General features: G+C 36.7%; 16 protein-coding genes. 3 read left to right on the top strand and 13 right to left on the bottom strand.

Going from position 1 to position 24786, the window contains the following annotated elements; genetic code table 11:
* Nucleotides 1-109: 109 nt before the first annotated feature.
* From CS063_RS02290 to CS063_RS02280, 3 genes are all read right to left on the bottom strand, one after another.
* A complete protein-coding gene (locus CS063_RS02290) occupies nucleotides 110-1111 on the bottom strand; it encodes a GGGtGRT protein (protein WP_099448094.1) in 1002 nt (333 codons plus the stop codon).
* Nucleotides 1112-1125: 14 nt separating this feature from the next.
* Nucleotides 1126-1818, bottom strand: coding sequence for an iron-sulfur cluster assembly scaffold protein (locus CS063_RS02285; RefSeq protein ID WP_099448093.1), 693 nt, complete (start codon nucleotides 1816-1818; stop codon nucleotides 1126-1128).
* Nucleotides 1819-1937: 119 nt separating this feature from the next.
* Nucleotides 1938-4760: an insulinase family protein gene (locus CS063_RS02280; protein ID WP_099448092.1), complete on the bottom strand. Its 2823-nt coding sequence runs from the start codon at nucleotides 4758-4760 to the stop codon at nucleotides 1938-1940.
* A gap of 111 nt (nucleotides 4761-4871) precedes the next feature.
* On the opposite strand from CS063_RS02280, the gene CS063_RS02275 reads away from it, so the two are divergent.
* Nucleotides 4872-6158: a peptidoglycan-binding protein gene (locus tag CS063_RS02275; RefSeq protein WP_099448091.1), complete on the top strand. Its 1287-nt coding sequence runs from the start codon at nucleotides 4872-4874 to the stop codon at nucleotides 6156-6158.
* A 64-nt stretch (nucleotides 6159-6222) separates the two neighbouring features.
* Here CS063_RS02275 and CS063_RS02270 read toward each other — a convergent pair whose 3' ends face one another.
* The 8 genes from CS063_RS02270 to CS063_RS02235 form a co-directional block, all read right to left on the bottom strand.
* The gene (locus CS063_RS02270; protein ID WP_099448090.1) at nucleotides 6223-7590 is read right to left on the bottom strand and encodes an ABC transporter permease; all 1368 of its coding nucleotides are present in this window, start codon (nucleotides 7588-7590) and stop codon (nucleotides 6223-6225) included.
* Nucleotides 7577-9940 (bottom strand): COG1361 S-layer family protein, encoded by a 2364-nt coding sequence (locus CS063_RS02265; protein ID WP_099448089.1) that lies wholly within the window; start codon nucleotides 9938-9940, stop codon nucleotides 7577-7579. The genes CS063_RS02270 and CS063_RS02265 overlap by 14 nt, the downstream gene beginning before the upstream one ends.
* Nucleotides 9912-10604 (bottom strand): ABC transporter ATP-binding protein, encoded by a 693-nt coding sequence (locus CS063_RS02260; RefSeq protein ID WP_099448202.1) that lies wholly within the window; start codon nucleotides 10602-10604, stop codon nucleotides 9912-9914. The genes CS063_RS02265 and CS063_RS02260 overlap by 29 nt, the downstream gene beginning before the upstream one ends.
* Before the next feature lie 187 nt (nucleotides 10605-10791).
* On the bottom strand, nucleotides 10792-12558 hold the full coding sequence (locus CS063_RS02255) for a S8 family peptidase (RefSeq protein ID WP_099448088.1): 1767 nt from the start codon (nucleotides 12556-12558) through the stop codon (nucleotides 10792-10794).
* Nucleotides 12559-12570: 12 nt separating this feature from the next.
* Complete coding sequence (locus tag CS063_RS02250) at nucleotides 12571-14343, bottom strand: S8 family serine peptidase (protein ID WP_099448087.1); 1773 nt, start codon at nucleotides 14341-14343, stop codon at nucleotides 12571-12573.
* A 34-nt stretch (nucleotides 14344-14377) separates the two neighbouring features.
* Nucleotides 14378-16720: a S8/S53 family peptidase gene (locus CS063_RS02245; protein WP_099448086.1), complete on the bottom strand. Its 2343-nt coding sequence runs from the start codon at nucleotides 16718-16720 to the stop codon at nucleotides 14378-14380.
* 8 nt (nucleotides 16721-16728) lie between these two features.
* Nucleotides 16729-18414, bottom strand: a complete 1686-nt coding sequence (locus CS063_RS02240; RefSeq protein ID WP_099448085.1) for a S8 family peptidase — start codon at nucleotides 18412-18414, stop codon at nucleotides 16729-16731.
* Nucleotides 18415-18521: 107 nt separating this feature from the next.
* Nucleotides 18522-19229 (bottom strand): 3'-5' exonuclease, encoded by a 708-nt coding sequence (locus tag CS063_RS02235; RefSeq protein WP_099448084.1) that lies wholly within the window; start codon nucleotides 19227-19229, stop codon nucleotides 18522-18524.
* 262 nt (nucleotides 19230-19491) lie between these two features.
* Here CS063_RS02235 and nrdD point away from each other — a divergent pair, with 262 nt between their 5' ends.
* Together nrdD and nrdG are read left to right on the top strand one after the other, a co-directional pair.
* Nucleotides 19492-21609 carry an anaerobic ribonucleoside-triphosphate reductase gene (gene nrdD, locus CS063_RS02230; protein WP_099448083.1) on the top strand — a complete coding sequence of 706 codons (2118 nt, stop codon included), beginning with the start codon at nucleotides 19492-19494 and terminating at the stop codon, nucleotides 21607-21609.
* Nucleotides 21606-22094, top strand: a complete 489-nt coding sequence (gene nrdG, locus CS063_RS02225) for an anaerobic ribonucleoside-triphosphate reductase activating protein (RefSeq protein WP_099448082.1) — start codon at nucleotides 21606-21608, stop codon at nucleotides 22092-22094. Before nrdD ends, nrdG begins: the two co-directional genes overlap by 4 nt.
* A 104-nt stretch (nucleotides 22095-22198) precedes the next feature.
* On the opposite strand, the gene CS063_RS02220 is transcribed toward nrdG, so the two are convergent.
* The gene (locus tag CS063_RS02220) at nucleotides 22199-23308 is read right to left on the bottom strand and encodes a stalk domain-containing protein (protein WP_180270647.1); all 1110 of its coding nucleotides are present in this window, start codon (nucleotides 23306-23308) and stop codon (nucleotides 22199-22201) included.
* A gap of 172 nt (nucleotides 23309-23480) precedes the next feature.
* Nucleotides 23481-24752, bottom strand: a complete 1272-nt coding sequence (locus CS063_RS02215) for an aminotransferase class I/II-fold pyridoxal phosphate-dependent enzyme (RefSeq protein ID WP_099448080.1) — start codon at nucleotides 24750-24752, stop codon at nucleotides 23481-23483.
* Between the last annotated feature and the right edge of the window lie 34 nt (nucleotides 24753-24786).

The raw sequence follows: 24786 nt of genomic DNA, 5'->3' as shown, positions 1-24786 counted from the left end.
GACGTGGCTAACCTCTTTTTGTACTTATTTATGAAATGATTGTCCATCCATTACTCAAATTGCAAAAGAATTATTCTCTACAATCCTTGATACATATGGAATGCACTCATTATTTATTCATTGCTTCCTCAATAGCTACTGCTACTGCTACTGTAGCACCTACCATTGGGTTGTTACCCATACCGATAAGTCCCATCATCTCTACGTGAGCAGGAACTGATGAAGAACCTGCAAACTGTGCATCAGAGTGCATTCTTCCCATTGTATCTGTCATACCATAGGAAGCAGGACCTGCTGCCATATTATCTGGGTGAAGTGTACGTCCTGTACCACCACCAGATGCTACTGAGAAGTATTTTTTACCTTGCTCCATACATTCTTTTTTGTATGTTCCAGCAACTGGATGTTGGAAACGTGTTGGATTTGTTGAATTACCTGTAATGGATACATCAACGCCTTCAAGATGCATGATAGCTACACCCTCACGCACATCATCAGCACCATAGCAACGTACCTTAGAACGTTCACCGTTTGAATAAGCAACTTCTTTTACAACTGTTACTTTACCTGTAGCGTAATCAAATTGAGTTTGAACATATGTAAACCCATTGATACGAGAGATAATTTGAGCAGCATCTTTTCCAAGACCATTTAAGATAACTCTTAAATCTTCTTTACGTACTTTGTTTGCACTACGAGCAATACCAATAGCACCTTCAGCAGCTGCAAAACTTTCATGACCTGCTAAGAAAGCGAAACATTTTGTTTCTTCTCTAAGAAGCATAGCTCCTAAATTTCCGTGACCTAAACCTACTTTACGGTCATCTGCTACAGAACCTGGAATACAGAATGCTTGAAGACCTTCCCCTATAGCTTCTGCCGCCTCTGCTGCCTTATGACAACCTTTTTTGATTGCAATTGCTGCACCTACAACATAAGCCCAACAGGCATTTTCAAAAGCAATGGGTTGAATTCCTTTTGTAATTTCATATGGATCAAAACCTTTTTCTTGACAGATAGCTCTTGCTTCTTCAATATCCTTGATTCCATATTTATTTAAAGCTTCATTAATTTGGTTAATTCTTCTATCATATGATTCAAATAATGGCATTGTTTGGCACCTCCCTATTCGTGTCTTGGATCAACAGTACGTACAGCATCATCAAATCTGCCATATTGACCTGTTGCTTTTTCTATTGCTTCGTTTGCATCCATTCCTTTTTTAATCATGTCCATCATTTTACCAAAGTGGATGAAACGGTATCCGATAATTTGATCTTCGCTGTCTAAAGCGATTTTAGTTACATAGCCTTCTGCCATTTCAAGGTATCTTGGGCCTTTTGCAACTGTAGAGTACATTGTACCCACTTGGCTACGAAGTCCTTTACCAAGATCTTCAAGACCTGCACCAATAGGAAGTCCGCCTTCAGAGAATGCAGTTTGAGTTCTTCCGTATACAATTTGTAAAAATAACTCACGCATTGCTGTATTAATTGCATCACATACTAAGTCTGTATTAAGGGCTTCAAGAATCGTTTTTCCTGTTAAAATTTCTGCTGCCATTGCTGCAGAGTGAGTCATACCAGAACATCCAATTGTTTCTACTAAAGCTTCTTGAATAACACCATCTTTAACGTTAAGTGTTAATTTGCAAGCACCTTGTTGTGGTGCACACCAGCCTACACCGTGTGTAAGACCACTAATATCTTTAATCTCTTTTGCTTGTACCCATTTACCCTCTTGTGGGATTGGCGCTGGACCGTGATTTGGACCTTTTGCGATTGGGCACATCTGTTCTACTTCATGTGAATACATCATTTTCATGACTCCTTTCCACTCTATATATTTAAAGATTACTCTTTAAATCAAAAATTTAACATACAACCTTATTGTATAGGTGGATAAGTAATATGTCAATATTTATCAATTATTAAAACTTAAAAATCATAGACTTTACAATCTTCTGTTAAACTCTCTACTGGCTTTCCTGTAGCTATCCCCTGAGCTGCTTTTTTAATGAGTCTCTTTAACTCGTCTGCTTGCTGTAATAGCTCTTTTTGTTGCATCGTTATAACCTCTTGTTGTAGCTGATTTATTTTCTCTGCTGTATAACCTGCTAAATAAAGCCTTTCCAAACTATCAGCTTGCTCCATACACCCTTGTAATAGTTGAAACTGGACATGTATACTGTTTAAAGCTTCTTGCTTACTTTGTTCAAAATCCTCTTGTGAACATTCTGCTTTGAGGAAGGCTGGTATACCTTCTAATATCTTTAAAGAAGCTTTATAGTCTGGATCACGATAGGTATAAAACGAAAGCGTATCTGGAAATTGTGCCTTACCACCTGCTCCGTAAGCTCCTTGTCCCATACGAATTTGCGGGTTGAGGTAATGTGCTGTTAAATACGCCATAGTCACATAATCCTTACCTGTTAACTGACGATTCTTTAATGTACATTCTTCATAAAGATAATCTACCTTGCTTTGTATGGGAACAATACTTTGCTTAGGATAAATGGTCTCTATACAGTCTGTCTGATTATTTTTTTGAGCTAGAGCTTCTTGTTTTTTAAATTGCTTTTCCCAGCTTTTGGCATAAGGATTCCTGTAAGCACAAGGGCCTGTTGTGGCTACTGTAACGCCCTCACTTCTATAAATAAGTTGATCCAAGTCTTTAACCTGCTTGATCCAAAGCTTGCTTTCTTGCTTCTCTAAGGCTTTCATCCATTCATAGAAAGGTACCCCCATTTCATAGTTATAATGTTTAGCACCTCCTTCATATCCCTTACACAAGCTTCCTAAAAGTCCAAGAGGGTTCTCTCTTATTTTAGTCCTATAATTTTTTAACCACTCTTGACGTTTTACTTCATACCAGCTTTTATCTTTCTCTAATAGTTCTTGCCGGATAATCTGATAAAGCTCACCATGCCTTGTCTCTTTAGCAGGTGTTAGTACCTTTATCTTAAATAAAGGTAAGATTTCTCCTTTTTTTTCTAAAGCAAGACATTGTGTTTCAATATCACCCTTAAAAGGTATATGCTCTTTAGCTATCTCATTTAATAAGTGGCTATAAAAAAAGAGAATGGGCAACTGGTCCTTTGTTAATTGATTGGTAGGATAATATAACTGTGTACGTGCTAGTTCTGAAGAGCACGTTAAATCTAGGTAGGTATTCCCTTTTTTTTCCTTAACTACCAGTTGTGGTTTAAAATCTCTCACAAAGTCTTGAAGCTTTAAAGAAGGTAACGAAAAATCTGTATTTATTTTTTGCCAAGTTATCATATCTTCTACTATTTGAGCCCAGTCATTTTTTTTACTTCTATCTGCCTTTTTTAAAATTTCCTCTAAGTTAGAAGTCGTTTGCGCTTTATAAGGCAGAAGAACTAAGGTTGCCTCATCAGCTTCTTTTAAAAGTATAGGTGCTTTTTTAAGCTGTCCTAATAAATCCCCCTCTAATGCTTGTAACTTTAGATAAAAGGTATCAAGAGATTTATCATGCGTCCATGCCTCATTAAGGGCTTCCATCACCTCTAAACCTCTTTCACTGCTTTCTTGGACAAGTAACCCTGAAAATTGAGTACGTTTTATGATTTCCTTTTCTAATAAGGAATTACTTTGAGGTTTATCTAGACTTTCATCTAGCAGTTGATTTAGGATGCACTGGCTCTCTTGCACTTCTTGATCGGTCAATTGGCTAAAAACTATGCCATACACTGGATAAGGTAGCTCTTCATCTTTAAAAAAATACCCCTTTGAAAGACCCGTTTGCTCGAGTGCCTTTTTAAAGGTACTTTGAGGGTGAAACCAATTGGCCTCTATCCATGTCTCTAAAGCTACCTCTTCCTCGGCAGTTAAAGGGCGTTTTAAACGCCAAACTTTTGCCAAACTACTTCCATTTTGTGCAGGGAGTACTTCAAGTGTAGCAAACTGTGGTACTTCTGGTAAATTTACCTTTAAATCAATCGCTTCCTCATAGGCATAAGGTCTTAAATAGCCTTCCAAAGTCATTAAAAGTTCTTGAATAGGTACCTGTCCATAAAAAAGGATTTGCATATTCCCAGGGTAATAATATTTTTTATAGGTTGCTACGAAATCTTCATACCGCAAAGTGGGGATTTCTTCTGGATTGCCTCCACTATCATGGGTATAAGGGGTGTCTCTATAAAAAAAACTCCGAATCGCACGATAAATAGCACGGTTATCACTCCCATAAGCCCCTTTCATCTCATTATAAACTACCCCTCCTAAGCTTTTGGTATTGGGATTATAATGAAAGCCTTCCTCATAAAAACTACTGGGCTCTTTTAAAAAATTTGGACGAAAGAGACTATCTAAATAAATTTTTACTAATGCTTTATAACAAGGCATATAGGGTGTAGAAAAAGGATAAAATGTACGGTCACTGCTCGTTAAAGCATTCATATAAAGACTCGGATAAGCTGCACTCGCTTCAAAAAATAGCTGTGGCGATGGATAAGCTTCTGAACCTGTAAAAATGGCATGTTCTATTATATGATTAACACCTGTACTGTTTATTGTAGGCGTCTTAACTCCCACAGCAAACCCATACTCTTTTGAATCATTTTCTATCCATAGAATTTGAGCTCCAGTTCCCAGATGTTGATAGGTATGCACCGTATCTTGTCCATATTGAACCTTTTTGACTTCCTTATAAGCTTTTTCTTTTCCATAACAACATGGGCTTATTAAAAAAGTTAGTATAAAAAAAACCTCTATAAAAAAGAGAGTCCTTTTTTTCATCTCCTCACTCCTTTTTTTAAATAGGATGTGTCAGGAAGTTCTATCTCATACTTTTATTTCATATATTATAGATAACTTATTATCTGATGAAAGCAAAGAAAGGAAGACTTTATGACTTATGGCGCTTATCCTCCCCTACTTTCTCGACAAAACACAGGCTCTCTTGTTGTAGAATTAGCCACAAATCGTTTAATAGGACCACAAAGCCCTATTCCCAATGTACTGGTAACCATTAAAGAAATCTCTCCTAATGGAGATGAAAAAATCTTTGCTGAATTAATGACCAATGAGGTAGGGCAAACTGAACCTTTAGAACTTATTACGCCTCCTCTTGACTACAGCTTAGACCCTTTTAACACAAATCAACCCTATTCCACTTATCGCATTGAAACCAAATCACCCGAATATGTAGATGCGATTATTGAAGGGACCCAGGTTTTTCCTGATACACGCTCTATTCAGCCCATTACCCTAGAATCCACACGTCATCTTGCAAGACAGTTTTTCCAAGAAATTATAATTGGCCCAGCTACCCTCTTTGGGAATTTCCCACCTAAAATTCCAGAACTCGAGATCAAGCCTATTTTACCTGGTACAGGTTTTATTACACTAGATAGTGTTATTGTCCCTGAGTTTGTTATTGTTCATGCAGGTTTACCTACTGATAATACCGCACCAAACTATACCGTACCTTTTACAGAGTATATTGCTAACGTTGCTAGTTCTGAAATCTATCCTACTTGGCCAGAAGAAACGATCCGGGCCAATGTTATTGCCATTACCTCCTTTACACTTAATCGCGTTTTTACAGAATGGTATCGCAATCAAGGTAAGAATTTTACTATTACCAATTCTACAGCCTTTGACCATGCCTTTTTCTTTGGTCGTAATATCTTTGATACGATTATACCTATTGTGGCAGATGTCTTTACTACTTATGTTAAACGGCCTGGAGTTACACAACCTCTTCTTACACAATATTGTGATGGTGTTCAATCTCAATGCCCAAATTGGATGACACAATGGGGTAGCAAAGATTTAGGAGATGCTGGCTATACAGCTGAACAAATCCTTAGAAATTTCTATGGAGATATTGAGCTTCCTACAGCTCCTAAAGTAGAAGGCATCCCTGAATCTTATCCCGGTTCTCCTCTTCAACTAGGTAGTAGTGGTTCTAATGTACGCAAAATACAAGAACAGCTTAACCGTATCAGCCAAAACTATCCTCTTATCCCAAAGGTAGCTACTAATGGGGAGTTTGATCAAGCTACCTTAGAAGCCGTGAAAACTTTTCAAAAGATTTTTCACTTACCTCAAGATGGTATTGTAGGTAGAAATACCTGGTACAAAATTTCACAAATTTATGTAGCCGTTACTAAAATCGGAGAACTTCTCTAAAAAAAGGTGCTTACTGAACCACTTCTTAAAAAGAAAGGGTTTCAGTAAGCACCTCTTATTTGTTTTATTCTGTCTTTATAGCTGTTAAGGCAGACAATTTCATAGCTCTTCTTGCTGGTAAATAACCTGAAATAAGTCCAATTAATGTAGAAAATACAATAGCTCCTAAAGCAAGCCAAACAGGTATAACAGAAACTTGAGTGGCACCATACATACCCATCATGCCTGCAATCCCCCCACCTACTGTATTAATAAGGAGAGAAACTCCATAGGAAAAGAGTACACCAATACTTCCTCCAATAGCACCAATTAAAATAGCTTCAATTAAAAACATCTTTTTAATATCTATAATCTTGGCACCAATTACCTTCATAATTCCTATTTCTTTCGTGCGTTCATAAATACTCATCATCATGGTATTCGCAATTCCAATAGCCGCTACAAAAAGAGAGACCGCGCCAATACCACCTAGAGCCATTTGAATTCCACCGGATATTTTTTTCATCTGTGTTAACTGATCCATTGAGCTATAGGCATAGTAACCTAAATCTTTAATTTTCTCTTGCACTCCCAGTACTTCATTACGGTCATTGACCTTGACTTTTACTTCTTGATAAACTCCTTTTTGATTGTCTTGTCTTCCCCAACTATTTCCACCAACAGTAGTCTGTTTGCCATTTAGTTTTTCTTCGTATTTCTTTTTTTGCACAACTAAAGTATTAAAAATTTCTCTTGGAACATAAATGCTTCTAGAAACTTCCCAATTATTCTCTGATAGCATCCCTACTACCTTTAGTTCAGGCACTTTAGGTACTTTAATCTTATTCCCTTCTTGATCCTTTAGGAGGGGTTTCCCAGTTTGATAATCAAATTGTACAATTTCAAGAGTCATTTTATCTTCTTCTAACTGGATTGGAAGAGCCTGCTGCTCGACACGCCAATTAAAGCGTTTACCAATTTTAGTAAATTCATAGGTTAGTCCCCCACCAATGACTATCCCTGTTTTTTCTCCTTCACCTAATAATCTCCCCTCTACAGGTTGATAACCTAAAGCTGCCATATCTTCTGCATCCATGCCATAGACCTGCATAGGGTAATTACTACGATATTTTCCAAAGGTCACGTAAAATTGATCTTGTACAATAGGTACAACTCGTTCTACATAACCTAATTTTTTAAAACTTTCTAAAGCCTTATCGTCTAGCTTAGGTGCCTTAGGATCTCCATAGTTATTACTACTTACTGAAATAGTTGTTAAGCTTCCCATTTGCATAATTTGTTGTTCAAAATTACGATCCATAGCAATGCCTAAAGATAGCATCAAAATAATAGATGAAGCGCCTATAATAACACCTAATATTGTTAGTAAAGTTCGTACTTTACGTCGCCACAAATTCCTTATACTCATCTCAATTAAATCAATCGTCTTCATTGAGCATCATCTTTTCTTTTTTTGCTTTACGTTTTTTAAGTACCACAAGTGTAATAACAAATGCAACAAATACACCTGCTCCTACGCCTACAAGAAGTGGCCATTTGGCTTGAGGCTGTTGTGGCACCATATCCATGCCTGGCTCCATTCCCATATCTTCTGGCATCATCATCTCTGCTACATCAAAACTAAACTCTTTAATAATTTGCTTTTGTTCTCCTGTCGCTTCTTCATATTCAATGATGATATTCCCTGTAAGTGTACCCGCTATATCTGGAATAAGTGTAGGTGCATAATTTTCTGTCATTTGCTTTTCAAAACTTCCAATATACATCTTGTTTTCCTGAACAGTAAAACCTTCTCCTTCAATATGTACCATCACATTAGTAATATCTGTCTTACCTGTATTGTAAAGGGTGGCATTAAAATAAGAAGGCATACCGACTTGTCCTGGATCAACCTGGATATCTCCAATCTCTATTTCTGTCACCTGTTCAACAGGAATACCTATACTTTCTTTAGGTGTTAGTTCATTCCCCTTTTCATCTTCATATTCCATTTCTAGAGTCACCTCATAGGTTTTAGGTTTAGCCGTTGGAATGGTGTAGAGGGTAATATTTTTAGTAACTATTTCACCAGGTGCTAAATCAGCGATAAAAAATGTATTACTTGCACCTACTGGTGTAAATACATTCCCTGCATCATTTTCACCTTGCTCTATAACCTTTAAACTTGCTTTAAAGTTATGTACACCTTGTGTTTGATGTGTATTTAGGAACCCAATGGCAAGATTAAATTCTTGTCCAGCCTTTACAATAGTTGGTTCTACCTTATATTCCCCAATAATTACTTTAGGCCCACTCTTTTTAGTGTTTTCATCCTTATCATCTTCTTTATCTTTTTCTGGATTATGAATGGTGACACTGCCAAATTGATTAATTGTAAGGGGCTTATCACTTGTCCCATACTCTATAGCAACCTCGATAGCATGTGCACTACTTACTGCTGCTCTCGTAGCAGCTAATGTTACACTGTAGTGTTTCTTCTCTCCTGCCTTTAACTTAGGAACTGAAAAAACATTTTGAGATTTAGGGACGATCCCTTCATCTCCTTTTACAGTGATACGTAAATTTTGAGCCCCTTCTGGTGCAGAGATATCAAATTGAATATTAAAATTTTCATTTACACCAAACACACCAGAAGGTGAAATTATTTGACCAATTACCACATCTGAAGATAAGGAAGGTGCTGCATTGGTAGCTAAATAAATGGTTTGAGTATCTTTCGTTTCTTCGCCTAAAGAATTTAAAAAGGTCAAATTAACTTTAACAGGTACCGAAGAAGTCGTTACTTCACTATTTACATTAAACTTAAGTGTCCAGTTTTTACTTTCTTTGGCATTAAGCACTTGAAAATGCTTGACATTACTTCCTCCCACAATGGCTACCTTATCAGACTCCACTTCCACTCGAATGTTTTTGGCTGCACGTTCTCCTACATTTTTGAGCATAAGCGTCATATCTTGAGGTGTTCCTGGCTTAAATACCTTGTTTCCTTCTGTACTCACTTCAATTGTTGAAGGCATTACATTACTATCTACTTGTAGATTAACAGGAAAAGATACGCCATTTACAACTGCTGTTGCTTTATATACTTTAGCTTTTACTTCCTTATCTACTTCAATGGAAAAAGAGGCTGTTTTTATCTCTTTTGCTTGAATTTGTGAAATAGTAGCTTCCTCTGTTTTAATTTTAACACCCTCTACTTTTTCATCTAATTGTAATTTAACTTTTACATTTTTAAGTACTTGTTTTCCTTGATTCACTACTTTAACTTGTACATTTTGAGTTGCATCTGTTTTAACCAGTAAATTTACACTATCATCTACCTTTAAGTATTCACGCCCCTCATCAGAAGTTGTAGCATTTAGTGTCAGTTCTTTGAAGACTCCATCAATGCCCACCGTGACTTTTTTACCTTGCCCCGTATAAACTAAACCTCTAACAATGATTTCTTCTGGGCTATCTGGTTCATCTGGTATCTTGGTATCTGAATGTTCTTCTTTCCACCATTTAATATCATATGTCATATTACTGCTATCTACTGCACTACCAAATACCGAAATATTAGGTACATAGTCACTTTTTTTAACTTCATATGCACTTCCTTCACTTGCTAACTTTATTATAAGTGAAAAGTTATCATCCTTAAATAGCTCCCCACCTCCTTGTTTGACATCCGTAATAACTAGTGACCCCGCCATAGTAGGTATTGTTATTACTGGTAATAACAATGCTACACATATGAATAAAACCATACATTTATTTAGCCATTTCTTCTTTTTGTTCATAGATTATTTCCTTCCCCTTGTCTGTATTTTTTTCTATACGATAGATGTTCCCATCTTTTATGGTGATAATTTTGTGTGCATAGTTCGCTATTTCTGGATCATGGGACACAATAATGAGTGTTTGATCAAATTCCCTCGCAATAGAAGTAATAATTTCCATTACCTCTAGTGTAGTATGTGTGTCTAAATTTCCTGTTGGTTCATCTGCAAATAAAATTTTAGGGCGACTTACAAAGGCTCTTGCAATACTTACTCTTTGCTGTTGTCCCCCACTCATTTCCTTTGGTTTGTGTTTGATACGGCTTCCTAATCCCACTGCCTCTAACATTTCTGTAGCACGTTTATTACGTTCCTTTTTCGCTACACCTTGAAAAATAAGGGGTAATGCCACATTTTCTAGGGCGGTTAAGGAAGGGATAAGATTATAGGATTGAAAAACAAACCCTATGTTTTTTTGTCTAAACGTAGCTAATTGTTCTTCATTTAGCTTTTCTACAGGGATGTTTTTTATTTTAACCATTCCTTTTGTAGGTTTTTCAAGCCCAGCTAACATATTAAGTAGGGTAGATTTTCCTGACCCAGAGGTTCCAAAAAGACAGCAAATCTCTCCTTTTTCAATCTCTAAATCAATATGATCAAGTGCTATAATTTTTTCTTGTCCCATACGATAAACTTTTCTTAAACCTTTAATTTCTATAATATTATCCAAACTCCTTACCTCCTTTCATTTGTTATCATTTTTTTACCATAATTCAACATTTTGAGTATAGCATATTTTTCCTACCTTTTCCATAAACTCCCCCTTACAATTATGTTACTTTTGTATTGCTCATTATTGAGAAATTATTAATTTATAATAGCAACTGTCTTCTTAATAAATCTAAGGTTTCCCTTATACACAACTTACCATACCCCCAGTTTGGACTTGGAAAGGTTACATCAGCAATTTGACGATTTGCTCCTCTTAATAAATAGGTTTTTAAATTTTCTCCATAAAGGAATACATTATTTCTTTTTACAATTCCCCATTCCATAAGTAGTGCTACTCCTCCCGTTACATGAGGTGTAGCCATACTTGTGCCTGATAAAGTACGATAACCACTTCCTTGATTACTAGGAGCCATTATCTCTACACCTGGTGCTACCAAATCGGGTTTAATGACGCTGCCATTTCTCCCAAAACCCCTCCCCGAAAAAGGTGCTAGCTGATTAGTAACAGAATTATAAGCCCCTACACTAATAACGAGTCGTGAAGTAGATGGTGTCGTTAAAGTCGTCTCTACAATAGGCTCTAACATAAAACTATTTTGACCTCCTGTTTCTACCGTAGGTCCCCATGCATTATAGAGCCCATCTACTACCTCTATGCCATAAATAAGTACAGACCATGGCCCACTTACAATAGGCTTACCATCAGATGTCGTTAAAAACACTACAAATTCTTCATCACCATTTAAAGGCGAAGGACCTGCATAGGTTGCATAAACTTGTGTACTAGATAAGCTGTAGCGAACAGGACCTTGTGCATAGGGAATGCGTGGAGTACGTCTACCTGCTGGATCAATGATTTCAAACTCAAAAGTATCAATAAAGCTTTTCCATACAGATACATTGTATGACAAAGTATTAGGTCCTATTTGAAATTGAAAGGCCATGCTTTTTCCTTGTTGTACCCTCCCCATTGTATGACTCCTTGCATTGCCTTCATTTCCTGTTCCTACAACAATACTGGTCTTCCATAAAGTAGCTGCATCATCTAAATACTGTTCTATGAGTGACTGTCCATCATGAGGACCACTATTCATGCCAATACTAATATTAATAGCAACCGGTCTACCTAGTTCAATTGCCTTTTCAATTACATATTTAACTCCTAACATAATTTCTGAATTACGTACAAAATCTTCATTTCCTGGTTGACCTAATTTAACAATTATAAATTCTGAGGCTGGTGCAGCTCCTATTATCTGCCCATTAGAACCTCTCCCATTCCCTCCTGCAATACCTGCTACGTGTGTTCCATGCCCATTTGTATCTTCACTAGGTACAATTCTTAAACGGTCTTCACGTGTGGGTGCTCTTAATGCCTCATTAATTTGTTCCCGGGTATATTCTGTTCCTATCTTAAAACCCCTAGGTGGATTACCAGGTATATTTTGATCCCAAATAGAAGTGATACGTGTCGTACCATCTGCATTACGAAAATCAGGATGAGCATACTGGATTCCTGAATCAATAATACCCAAAAGAACTCCTTCTCCTTTTAAGTTATAAGGTGGGTTGTTTTGAACAGTGGTAATACAACTTTCTTGCATGTTTGTCGTCGTAGTAAACACCATACGCTTGGGCGTTTCCATATACTCTACCTGTGTATAACCTAATAAATTCTTTATATTTTCAGGTGGAAGTGTCATCAAAGCAAATTGACTATTGATAAGCTGAGCGGTTCCTCCTTGCTCCTGTGCGACCCTTTCAATATCCCCATTATATTTCACAATAATTTGCCAGTTATTAGGATTATCAAATCCTAATAATTGTATATATTGTCCACTGCTTATTAATTCCTCTCTAGGAACAATACTTAATATTTGTAGAGTAGCATCAGTTTTATTTTCCACCTTTCTTCCTCCTTAAAATGAACTTGTATTTATTTCATTAATTCGATTTAAAGCAGCCTCTACACATAATCTACCATACCCCCATTCTTTATTAGGATAAGGTCCGTAAGACTCAGGTCGTTGCGCTGTAGCTAACATATAGCTCTTAAGTGTCTCTCCATGTAAATAAGGTAATCCTAGCTGAATAATGCCGTATTCCATAAGAAGTGCATAGGCTCCTGCTACAAAAGCTGCACTGGCACTCGTTCCTGAAAAAGGCTCATATAAAATGTCTCTTTGAATAGATGCTGTAAGTACATTTACTCCTGGAGCACTTAAATCAGGTTTTACTCTTCCATTTGCTGTATAACCTCGCCCCGAAAAAGGAGCCAATTGAAAGCTATTGGCATTAAAGGCTGCTACACTTGTAATGCTTTCTGTCGTAGAAGGGATAGTCAGTGTAGTGGAAATATCTGCTATCAAAAAACGTGTACGGTCTGAGCTATCCTTGTTAATACTTCCCCACGCATTATAACTTCCATTTAAAACATTAAAGCCTCTCAGCCTAATATTCCATACTCCTATGTTAATTCCTTCTGGTGTTTGCGCTTCTAAAACGATATAAATAACTTGCTTTGTAATATTGTTACGTGGCTCTGAAATGTTTACTAACACCGTTGTATTTCCAAAAAAAAAGGCTCTATTCGGTGTAAGAATACTTAAAATTTCAGTTTGCTCACCTTGAGGAGACTCAATTATAATACCCATTTCATCAATAAATTCTTTCCATATCCCCATTTGATAAGAAGGCTTAGGCTTATCAATGAGAAGCTGAATAATCTTTTCCTCTCCCGTTTTAATGCTTCCACTAGCATGCCCACCCTTATCGCCTTGATTCCCTGTACCTACTACAAAGTTACAAGGCCACGTTAAAGACATTTCGGCAATATACTGCTCTATTAAAACTGCACCATCATGCCCACCTATATTTGTAGCAATCCCTAAAAGAATGACCAATGGTTGACTAAGCTCCTTAGCTTTTTCTATTACATATTTAATCCCTAACATTACCTCTCTTGTATTCGGCCTAGTTGATTCTCCCCCTTCTGGTCCTATTTTAACGATAAGAAGTTCACTCTCTATGGCCATCCCACGATTTCTGCCCCCTGACCCCCTTCCATTTCCTGCTGCGATACCCGCCATGGCTGTTCCATGACCAATAGTATCTTGTGAGGGGACGATGGCTAGCTGCTCTTCTTTTTCAGGTTGTGCTAAAGCCATATTTAATTCTTCATTAGTATATTCTGTTCCTTTCCTAAAGCCTAGAGGAGGACTCCCTACTATCGTTTGATCCCATAAGAAACGAATGCGACTTTTCCCATTAGGCATTATAAAATCAGGATGACTATAGTCAATTCCTGTGTCAATGATCCCTACTAAAACCCCTTTTCCAGTTACCTTATAACGTCCAATAGGCGCAATAACATTCGTCATGCATGTTTGATTAAAGGATTGATCAATATAAGCTAATTCTTGTGCAAAAGAAATGTAAATAATACTCCTTTCATCGGACAAAGCCGGTACATCTTGTTTTAATAAGGTTATAAGAGCAAAATTCTCATTTAAATAAAATACATCTAAATTTAAGCTCTGTTTTTCTTCTTCTAAATTCCCAATATATTCGGCTATGATACGCCATTTAGTAGGCTCCACAGGATCCTGAAATATAGCACGGCTTTCTGGAGTCAACAAATTTTCATAACGTAATGCTAATTGAACAGATGGGCTTAACTTATTGCTATACATCTTCTTTCCTCTCTTTCTTCTCTGTACTTATACACTAAAAAGGCGTGTTTAAAAGAGAAATGAATTGATTTTTCTCTAAAAAAGCTCCCTCATAGCCTAATTGTGGGTAAGTTTTTTCTTGCCACATACACTGCCACTCTAACAGCTGTTGTCGCATAGAAATACTATTCCATCTCTTATCCCTTCCACTATATAAACTTGCTACAACACCTGCTACCAATCCCATAGCGACCAAAGTCCCACTTACCTTTTCCCATCCTCCTAAGCAAGGTGCAATTTCATCTGTCCCTGGTGCAACTACATCTGGTTTTGCTTCTTTTTCTTTTGCTCTACCTGACTCTCCAAGTAAAGTCTTGCTTGATGTTACATAAGCCCCCACACTTAAAAGACTATCTGAAGCTGCCAAAGGATTTAAACTTTGGAAAGTAGTTGCTTTTTCAAATCGAACAAAGGGAGAAAAGGCTTGAGAACTTAGCCACATTTCAATGGGATAAGGAGTAGCTTCTATCCGTTTAACTTTTAATCGCCACCGTCCTACGGGAAGATTCTCAATACGAAAAAGTAATTGCCCCCCTCCTTTTTCATAATCTATTTGAAAGCCTTGACTAAAACAATTTATCCCTTCACCTAGTTTCTTTTCTCCAGCTTCTTCAAGTGCTGTAAACAGTATCTTCCTACCATCTTCTGAGCACAGTTGCACACTAAAAGGTTTTAGCCCTTGTTGTTTGATGAAACCTAAAAAACATTGTTCTACCTTTTTAACCTCTATTATTTCTTCATTTTCTACCTCACCTTCTCTTAGCAAACATTGGTGATGTCTTTTGTTCCCTTCTTCTCCTGCCGAAACGATAAGTGTACATCCCAGACGCCTCCCTAATCGTGACAAATACCTTTCAAGTTCACTTTCTCCCCCATGACCTGTTAAGGGACCTTCAAAAGGTAGACAAATTACTACCGGCTTTCCCTGTTTTTGAGCCCACTCTATGAGCTTAAGTGTCCCTATAAGAACATCTATAAGTTGAGTGGTCCCTGCTACAACCTGCCCTCCATAAAGTGTCTGTAGTGAGATAGGTGCTTCTTTAATTTGAGCTACTATAAACTTAGCTTTAGATGCTACCCCCTCATACTGACTCGAATCTCCTCCAGCTAAACCAAGTAAAAAGGTTGTATCTTCCTTACTTTTAGTCATCTGAAGGTTTGTAAGTTCATTTCCTTTCTCATCTTTTTCTTGCTGCCACCAATAAACAAGCCGGCTTTTTCCCGTTTCATCCTTCAAGGCTTCATGATACGCCTCCACCTGACCTGTTGTCACAAGACCAATATATACATTTTCTCCGCTATAGATTCCCTTTTTTTCTAATACCTTATATAGCTCTGATAGGGTAGCTGTTTGCCTTCTAGGTCTTAGTTCATTTACAAGAGAAATCTCAAAATGCATTGTAAGCATAGGCTGTAAGATACGTTTAAAATCCTCATAACGTGATTTTTCTCCCAATAAAGCTATAGGGTGTCCCTCAAAATGAACAACACCAAAACCCATCTCCTCATAATAAGAAGCTTCTTGTACCTTTTCACTACGTAGCTGTATGTATAAAGGTACTTCAAGGGGAAGCTGTTTATAAAAAAACTCTTCGTATAAAGCCTGACTCTTTCTTAGGTATTCTCTAGAATAGTTCTTTTTTACTTTCTGTGCACTTCTATATTGTAATAATAAATGCCCACTGCGTTCTATCGCTTGGTTAAAGCTATCTTCTACATAAAGTCTTTCTTCTTCATAAGGTTCAAAAAGCCTATTTGTAGGCGTATAGTAAGCATGCTGCTGTTTGTAAGGCGCATAGGCTATTCCCACTGCCCACGTCAGTTGAAGCAAATGATTGGTGATTTTGGCGGCTAAACTACGGTATTGATACGCTGGTAATATACTTTTAACAGCAGTATAGACTAGCAAAGGACGTCCAAGTTGTCTTGCAAGATGTACTAAGGTCTGAACACAACATAAGTAAGCAGTTGCATCGCTTATCCCTGTTTCACTATAACAACTAATAAAAAGAGGTTCTCTCAGGGAATGTAAAGTCCGAACAACTTGTAACTCACCTGTTTCCAAATCATAATATGCGTCTACTTTTGCCTTTTGCTTAGTACCTATATAGGCTATGATAAAGAGAGATTGTGCAAGTGTTATTGGTACTGCTTCTTGCCTGCCTATTAATTGTATAGAATAAGCAGGCTCTATATAAACAGCCTTTTCTTTTAACTGCATTAATTCTTCTTCACTTAATTGCGCTAACTTATAAGTGTGGCCTAAGGTATGAATATTCTTAACCTGACTTAACCATTCTTTTTCATAATAAGAAGCATGTTCAATGATTACTTTCATAAGTCCTCCTAATACACTTGAGCAATACTATTTTTTAAATCAAGCTTTCCATATCCTTCAATAGAATTGGGATAAATAACACCTTTTGTACGTGTAGCCCCACGAATCAAAATAGCACGCGCTATCCGTGTATTTATACCTACTAAATTTCCATTGATTACTGCCCATTGCATAAGAAGGGCACAAGCTGAGGCCGTAATAGCTGCTGCTGCACTTGTTCCTGTAAAAGTGGTATAGCCCCCTCCTGGTGTTGGTCCTAAAATATTAACGCAAGGTGCTACTAAATCAGGCTTAATAATATTATCTGTTGTAGGTCCTCTTCCTGAGCTAATATAAATACTTTGATCTACGTAATCATACCCTCCTGCTACAATAGGACTTCGACTCGTACAAGGAATCTGCACCGTAATTTGAGGATCGGGCTGTAAAAAACGTGTATCTGGTAAGATAAATCCATTCCGTTGTAGCCATATATTATAGACCCCATCTACCACATTTTCACCATATACCGTTAAGCTCCATAATCCTGGTGTAGGATCATCAAAAAACATACGAATTTGCTGTCCTCCTGTTTGAGGTTCAGGATAAATATAGGTTACTGATAAAACAGTTTTTTCTAAATTAAAGCGATATGTTTGTTGTAAATTAGGGATGGCTGGAATTTTTTCAACCACCTGCCCCAAAGGACTTTTAACGGAGATCGTTACTTTATTAGGAACAGCAGACCATAAAAAAAGTACAATTCCATTTTCACCTTCTGCCACATTAATCTCTAAAGTCTGACTTTCACCACTCTCCACTTTTCCTGAGTAATGATGTCCACTGTTAGCTTCATTACCTGCTGCTATAACAATGATACCCCCTTGAAAAAAAGAAAGCGTTTCCAAATATTGTTCCGTTATATTTCTCCCATTGTGAGCACCAAAATTCCCTCCTACTCCTATGCAAAAAACTATAGGGCGTCCCACCCGAATAGCCAAATTTTCTAGATAAGTAATGCCTGCTATTAAATCATCCTCCTGGTATGCAACTACTTCATCATCTATTAGATAATATCTCCTCAAATAGGCTCTTGCAGGTCTTAGTTTTACCATAACAATAATGGCATCAGGTGCACCTCCTGTATAATCCTCTTCCCCTGTAGAATCCTTCCCTGCTGCTACACCTGCCAAAAAGGTTCCATGCCCAATTTCATCCCGTGAAGGCACAACTGTATAAGGGTCAGGCGAAGCTAATGCCTCATTAATCTTTTCTCTTAAATATTCACTACCGTATTGAAAGCCTTCAGGTGGACTGCCTTCTATGGTTTGATCCCATATCGCTTCAATGCGTGTTGTGTTATTTGCTTCTTTAAAAAGTGGATTCGTATAGTCGATTCCCGTATCTACAAAACCAATAATTACTCCTCTTCCTCTTAATTCCCCATAAGGGTAATTATGAAGCACTGAAATATTAGATGCAGCTAATGCGCCATCTGCATTTAATCCTAATAAAAGGGGTATAGTCAAAAACCTAGCATTTACCTGTAATTCTTGAAATGATTCTTCTCCTCCTGGCAAAACTTCTATATTTACAATTTGAGGAGCGATTTCACTAATTAATAGATTCGGATAGCGTTCTTTTAAAATAGTAGGATCTACGAACGTTTGTAAAATATAATTTCTCGCTTGCGCTATCTCATAGGATTGTCTCATAATAGCCTCCTTCTGGTAAAATAAAATGCTCAAAACCTAGTATTAGATCTTGAGCATTTGTTTCTTCTTTATTATGTTTATGCACATTCTATAAAAATATTAATCTTTTATAACTTACCATACTGACAAATAATTTGGTCTATACGCCTGCTGCACTCCGATTTTGTTAATTGTTCAATATCTACATCTATTTCTAAGCCATGCTTGGCACATAAACTCATTAAATATTTTTTTTGCTTAGGTGTTAAAGGTATCTTTTTAGGTACTTCCCATTTCATAGGAACTTCTTTAAATAACTGTGGTTCTCTCTCATAAAAATCTTTTTTCAATTTTTCAAACAGTTCATAGGTTGCATAGGCATCATCATATGCCCGGTGTGCATTCTCTAATGCAATATCATAATAGGCACATAAGTCACCTAGTTTTCTGCTAGGAAGTTTAGAGAGCATCTTACGTGAGATGGTTAACGTATCAACTCCGTCTTTTTCAAAAGGAAGCTTTAACAAAGCAGCTTTTGCTTTTAACATTCGGTAATCAAACAAAATAATATTATGTCCCACGAGAAAAGCTCCTTCACAGAAATCTAAAAACTGTGGCATCACTTTTTCAATAGGTGGGGCCTCTTGAACCATTTCATTGGTAATCCCTGTAATGCCTGTAATATAAGCAGAAATCTCTTGATTGGGCTGAACTAACTGATTAAATTGCTTTATTACTTGTCCTTCTTCTACATAAACAGCTCCTATCTCAATAATATCACTATTAAGTGGATGGGTTCCTGTTGTCTCTATATCTACCACCACATATGGCTTCATGGTTGTTCTCCTTACTTTCTCTTTTTCTTCTTTTATCTTACACCACAATGAAGTGTTTGAAAATCTTTTTTTCCCTACATGTAGTGCCGTAAAACACCTTTTTAAAATTTATTTCGTCATTTTTAGCTATTGACAAATTTGCTTAAAAATACTTGCTTGCAATTTAAATATGCAACATATAGTATATTATTAGTTGAAAAAAGACTATATATAGTATGCTTATGCAATAGTTTTTATAAAATAACGGGGAGGTTTTTTAATCATGAAGTACTATGTTATCAAGCGTGACGGGCGTAAGGTAAGTTTTGATATTGCTAAAATTCAAAATGCCATTGAGCGTTCTGCCAAAAATTTAAATCTTTTAATGCCTTTAGAAAGCATTTGTAGCGAAGTAGAAAATCGTATTCGCCAGGAGTATACCTATGAAATTACAGTAGAGCAAATCCAAGATCTTATTGAAGATACTCTAGTAGACCTTCGACTCATTGATATCAAAAACTCTTATTCAAACTACCGTAAAGAAAGAACGCGTATCCGTGATTTAAAATCTGAGCTTATGGATACGGTTCATAATATAGGAGTAGAAACAGATAGAGATAATGCCAATGTAGGAAATAACTTTTCCTCCAAACTACTCCGCATTGCCAGTGAAACCAATAAATGGCACAACCTCTCTAAAATGCCTAAAAAATTAGCAAAGCTTCACGAGCTTGGAGATCTTTATTATCATGATTTAGATAGTTATAACTTGACTATTAACTGCTTACATATTGATACAGGTAAAGTTTTTGAAAATGGTTTTAACACAGGGTATGGAACAATCCGTCAACCTAAACGTATTGAATCTGCAGCAGAACTCAGCTGTATTTTACTCCAATCTTCTCAAAATGATATGTTTGGCGGCCAATCTCACGTTAATTTTGATAATGATATGGCACCTTATGTGGTCTTTACGCGTGAAGAAATTTTAGAAGAATATAGCGCATTAAAAGCTCTAAAAGGTGAAGAAGCCTTCAATACGTTTATAGAGAACAAGCTTATCCAACGTGTGCGTCAAGCCATGCAAGGTATTGTTTATAATTTAAATACCATGCATTCTCGGGCTGGTTCACAAGTTCCCTTTAGCAGCTTAAATATTGGAATCCCTCAAAGTAAAGAGGCTGCTTTAGTATGCCAAATTTTCCTTGAAGAATATGAAAAAGGTCTCGGGAAAAATGAACAACCTATTTTTCCTAACATTATTTTCCGTGTAAAAAGTGGGGTGAATCGTAATCCTAGCGACCCTTACTATGCTTTATTCCAGCTTGCCTGTAAAGTAGCTGCTATACGTATGAATCCTACTTTTATGAATTTAGATGCAGATTTCAACCTTGCTTACTACAATAAAGGCATTTTACCAGCTACTATGGGATGTCGAACTTATATTTGCTCGAATATCAATGGACCTGAAGGACCTAATCGCCGCGGAAACAATGCCCCTACCACCATTAATTTGCCACGTATTGGTATTGCTGCTAAAGGAAATATGGACCGTTTTTGGGAGCTTTTAGATCAAAAATTAAATGAAGCCAAAGAATCTTTACTTCATCGCTATGGAATTCTTAAAAATTTGAAAGTGAAGGATTTGCCTTTTGTTGTGGGTGAAGGGTTGATGCTAGGTTCAGAAGGTCTTGGACCTAATGACAGTATTGATCCCATCCTTAAAAATGGTTCATGGTCTATTGGTTTTATTGGTTTAGCTGAAACCTTAGTCGCTTTAACAGGTAAACATCATGGTGAATGTGAAAAAGCACGTGAGTTAGGCTATCAAATTGTACAATGTATGCGTGATTTTACAGATAAAACAACTGAGGATACCCATATGAATTGGAGTTGTTATGCCACACCCGCTGAAGGATTAAGTGGTAAGTTTGTTATTCAAGACCGCCAACATTTTGGCCTTATTCCTGGTGTTACAGATAAAGATTATTATACTAATAGTTATCATGTGCCTGTTGGCTTCCCTATCTCTATCCCTGATAAGATTCAAATTGAAGGACCCTTCCATAAAATGTGTAATGCGGGACATATCAGCTATATTGAGCTAGATGGCTATCCTACAGGTGAAACAATAGAAAAAATCGTTCGTTATGCCTATGAAAATTCTAATATTAGTTATATAGGTATCAACTTCCATTTAAGATATTGTAAGGATTGTGGCACTTATGTTACTGAACATGTAAAGAATTGTCCAACCTGCAGTAGTACACGTATTCAAGGTATTAGCCGTGTAACAGGTTATCTCAGTCTTGATGAGCGCTTTGGAAGTGGCAAATCCGCCGAAAGACAAGACCGATTAGCTCACGATGAAAACCATTCTAATACCTACATAAACGTATGAGCAGCTTGCAAATAGCAGGCTTTCTAGACCATTCCACAGTAAATGGTCTAGGTTTGCGTAGTGTTTTGTTTGTATCTGGTTGTCGCCACTATTGCCAGGGTTGCCAAAATAAAGTCATGCAATCTCCCTCTTATGGAGAAGTACATTCAATTACCGAACTTTATCAGCGGATTTTAAAAAACAAACCACTTATTGACGGTGTTACTTTTTCTGGTGGAGAGCCTTTTGACCAAGCTGAAGGACTTGTTGCCTTAGCCACCTTACTTCGCCAAGAAGGTCTATCTATCTGGGCCTATACAGGCTATATTTATGAAGAGTTATTAACGGATGATCTGAAATCCCATCTTCTTGAGCTTATTGATGTTTTGGTGGATGGCCCTTTTATAGAAAATCTCTATAATGCTTCTTTGCGTTATCGTGGTTCGTCTAATCAACGTTTTTTAAAGCTTAACCATGGGAAAATAATAGAGGAACTTTTTTTCTAACTTTGCTATCACTCCTTTTGATTTTATACCCATTCATAAAAGCCCTAAAAGTAGAGCATCTCACTCTTCCTTTTAGGGCTTTTACCTCATCCTATTTCATTTAACTACTTATCCGAGCGAATTTCTATCGTGCCATTTTTATAGTTTACTGTCCCACCTAACTCCTCCACTATAAACCTTAGCGGTACATAAATAACCTCATCAAAGATGATAATAGGAGCTTGCAAGTCCATCCATTTACCATTAATAGTAGCTGCCTTGCTTCCTATATTTACCATTATTACTGTTTGGTTTTTTGTAACCGTAATTGCTTGATTAATAAAATTCATTTCTATCTTTGCACCTAATTTTTCTGAAACAAGTTTAAGAGGAACATAGGTGGTTCCCTCTAAAATTTGGGGTGTAGCCTCTCCTAAATCTAGAGGAACACTATTAATGTATACTTTGCTAATATTATATTTTAATTCATTGAGTTTAACTTTTTTTGTGCCATCCTTTTTAGGAAGCTCTATTTCTTTTTTTGTAAATAGTAAGTTATCATTAGTAAGCTGAGTATTTATCTTTATGACAGGGCGAATAGAGGATTTCATTGTTCCAGATGTATAGCTTAATGAGACTTTATCTTTGTATTTTACATTGATGAGACGGCTCAGGGTATTATCTGAATTACGTAAGGCAAAATCTAACCCTTGCTCTTGGTCTTCTTTAAAAAGTGAAAAATCAACTTTTTGGAAAGCTGTTCCTTTATAGCTTACTTTATTCGTTTTTATAATATTTTTACCTGTGCTATCTATTTTTTTTACAAAGGTATCTTTATCAAGGCCTAATTCTGTTAAAGAAGGTATATAAACCAAGTCTTCATCATCAGCATTATATTTCACTAACAATGCGCGCTCATCTGCAGTAAAATTATTTTTATAAAAAGTTTCGTTAAGATATTTTTTCAGCTGAGACCCTTCCCATTTTGCAGCTTCTTTTCCGTCTTTATTACAAGCCATTTGAGTAATAGTTGAGAAACACATTAAAGTTGCTACATCTTTTTCCTTATGTACCACTACCCACCAAAGAGGCTCTTTATTTATTCTCCCAAGTGTAATGAATTCCCCTACTTCTACATTGATGCTACTAGCATAAACAGGGGCTCCTAAACTACATAGAAAACTCCAAATCAAAAAATATACTCCCAACCTATAACCCTTTTTTCTTTTTTTCACACTCATTTCCTCCCCTTATTTTAACACTATTAAAATAATTATAGTCTATTCTTTTCTTTCTTTCAACTTTACTCTCTTTTTACTCATAGAATAGGACAAAACAAAAGCACTAAATTCTGTACTTAGTGCTTTTATCCTTATCTCTTATTCAACTTTAATCTCCCCTACTTATTTAAGCTTCCTTTAAAAGCTTATTAACACCTGCTAATTTAACACAGACACAAAATAATTCCATAGCCAAGGTCAGTTCATCTACTGTTGGATAAGTGGGTGCTAAGCGGATATTAGTATCTTTTGGGTCTTTACCATAAGGATAGGTTGCACCTGCTCCTGTTAAAACGACTCCTGCCTTTTTAGCGAGTTCTACGGTTTCTTTTGCACACCCTTCTAATGTATCAAGTGCTACAAAATAACCACCCATAGGTTTTGTCCAAGTTGCTAAACCTGTATCCCCTAACTCTCTCTCTAACGTTTCTAATACAATATCAAATTTAGGACGTAACTCTGCTGCTAATTTCTCCATATGATGGTGTATACCAGCTGCATCTTTAAAATATCTTACTGTACGCAATTGATTTAACTTGTCATGACCAATTGTCTGTATGGTAAGGTGTTTTTTTATTTCTGCTATATTTTTAGTACTAGCAGCCATTAAAGAGACACCTGCACCTGGAAATGTAATTTTTGAGGTAGAAAAGAAATAATAAATACGATCTTCATTACCTGCTTTTTCAGCTGCTTCAAAGATATCAGCTAGTTTTTCTTCTTTATAGACAGGGTGTACACCATATGCATTATCCCAAAAAATACGGAAATCAGGTGCTGCTACTTCCATGTTTGCTAAGCGTTTCACTGTTTCTTCACTATAACAAATACCTTGTGGGTTGGAATAAAGCGGTACACACCAAATCCCTTTAATAGAAGCATCCTTTTTTACAAGCTCTTCTACGAAATCCATATCTGGTCCTTCTTCTGTCATTGGCACATTCAGCATTTCAATACCTAAGTCCTCACAAATTGCAAAATGTCTATCATAACCAGGACTTGGACAGAGGAACTTTACTGGCCCTTGTTTACACCAAGGCAGGTGACCTTGTGTCCCAAAAACATAAAGACGCATCATACTGTCATACATTAAGTTAAGACTTGAATTTCCACCAATAATGATTTGACTTGTAGGAATGCCTAATAAGTCTGAAAAAAGTTTCTTAGCTTCTGGCAACCCATCTAGTACACCATAATTCCGAGCATCTGTACCATCTTCTGTTATATAATTATCTAATGCGTCTAAAATCCCATTGGTTATATCTAGCTGGGTGCCAGCAGGCTTACCACGAGACATATCTAATTTAAGATTTTGTGAAATATAGCCTGCATAGGTCTTTTCTAATTGCTCTCTTAATTCTTCTAATTCATTTTTTGAAAGTGTTGTCCAATTGTGCAAAACGGCATCCTCCCTGCATTAACTTTATTTTTTT

The organism is Sporanaerobium hydrogeniformans, assembly GCF_002735925.1.
In the GTDB taxonomy this organism is placed as follows: domain Bacteria; phylum Bacillota; class Clostridia; order Lachnospirales; family Cellulosilyticaceae; genus Sporanaerobium; species Sporanaerobium hydrogeniformans.
The sequence above is the reverse complement of the archived record's forward strand: the minus strand, read 5'-3'. Positions and strand labels throughout refer to the sequence as shown.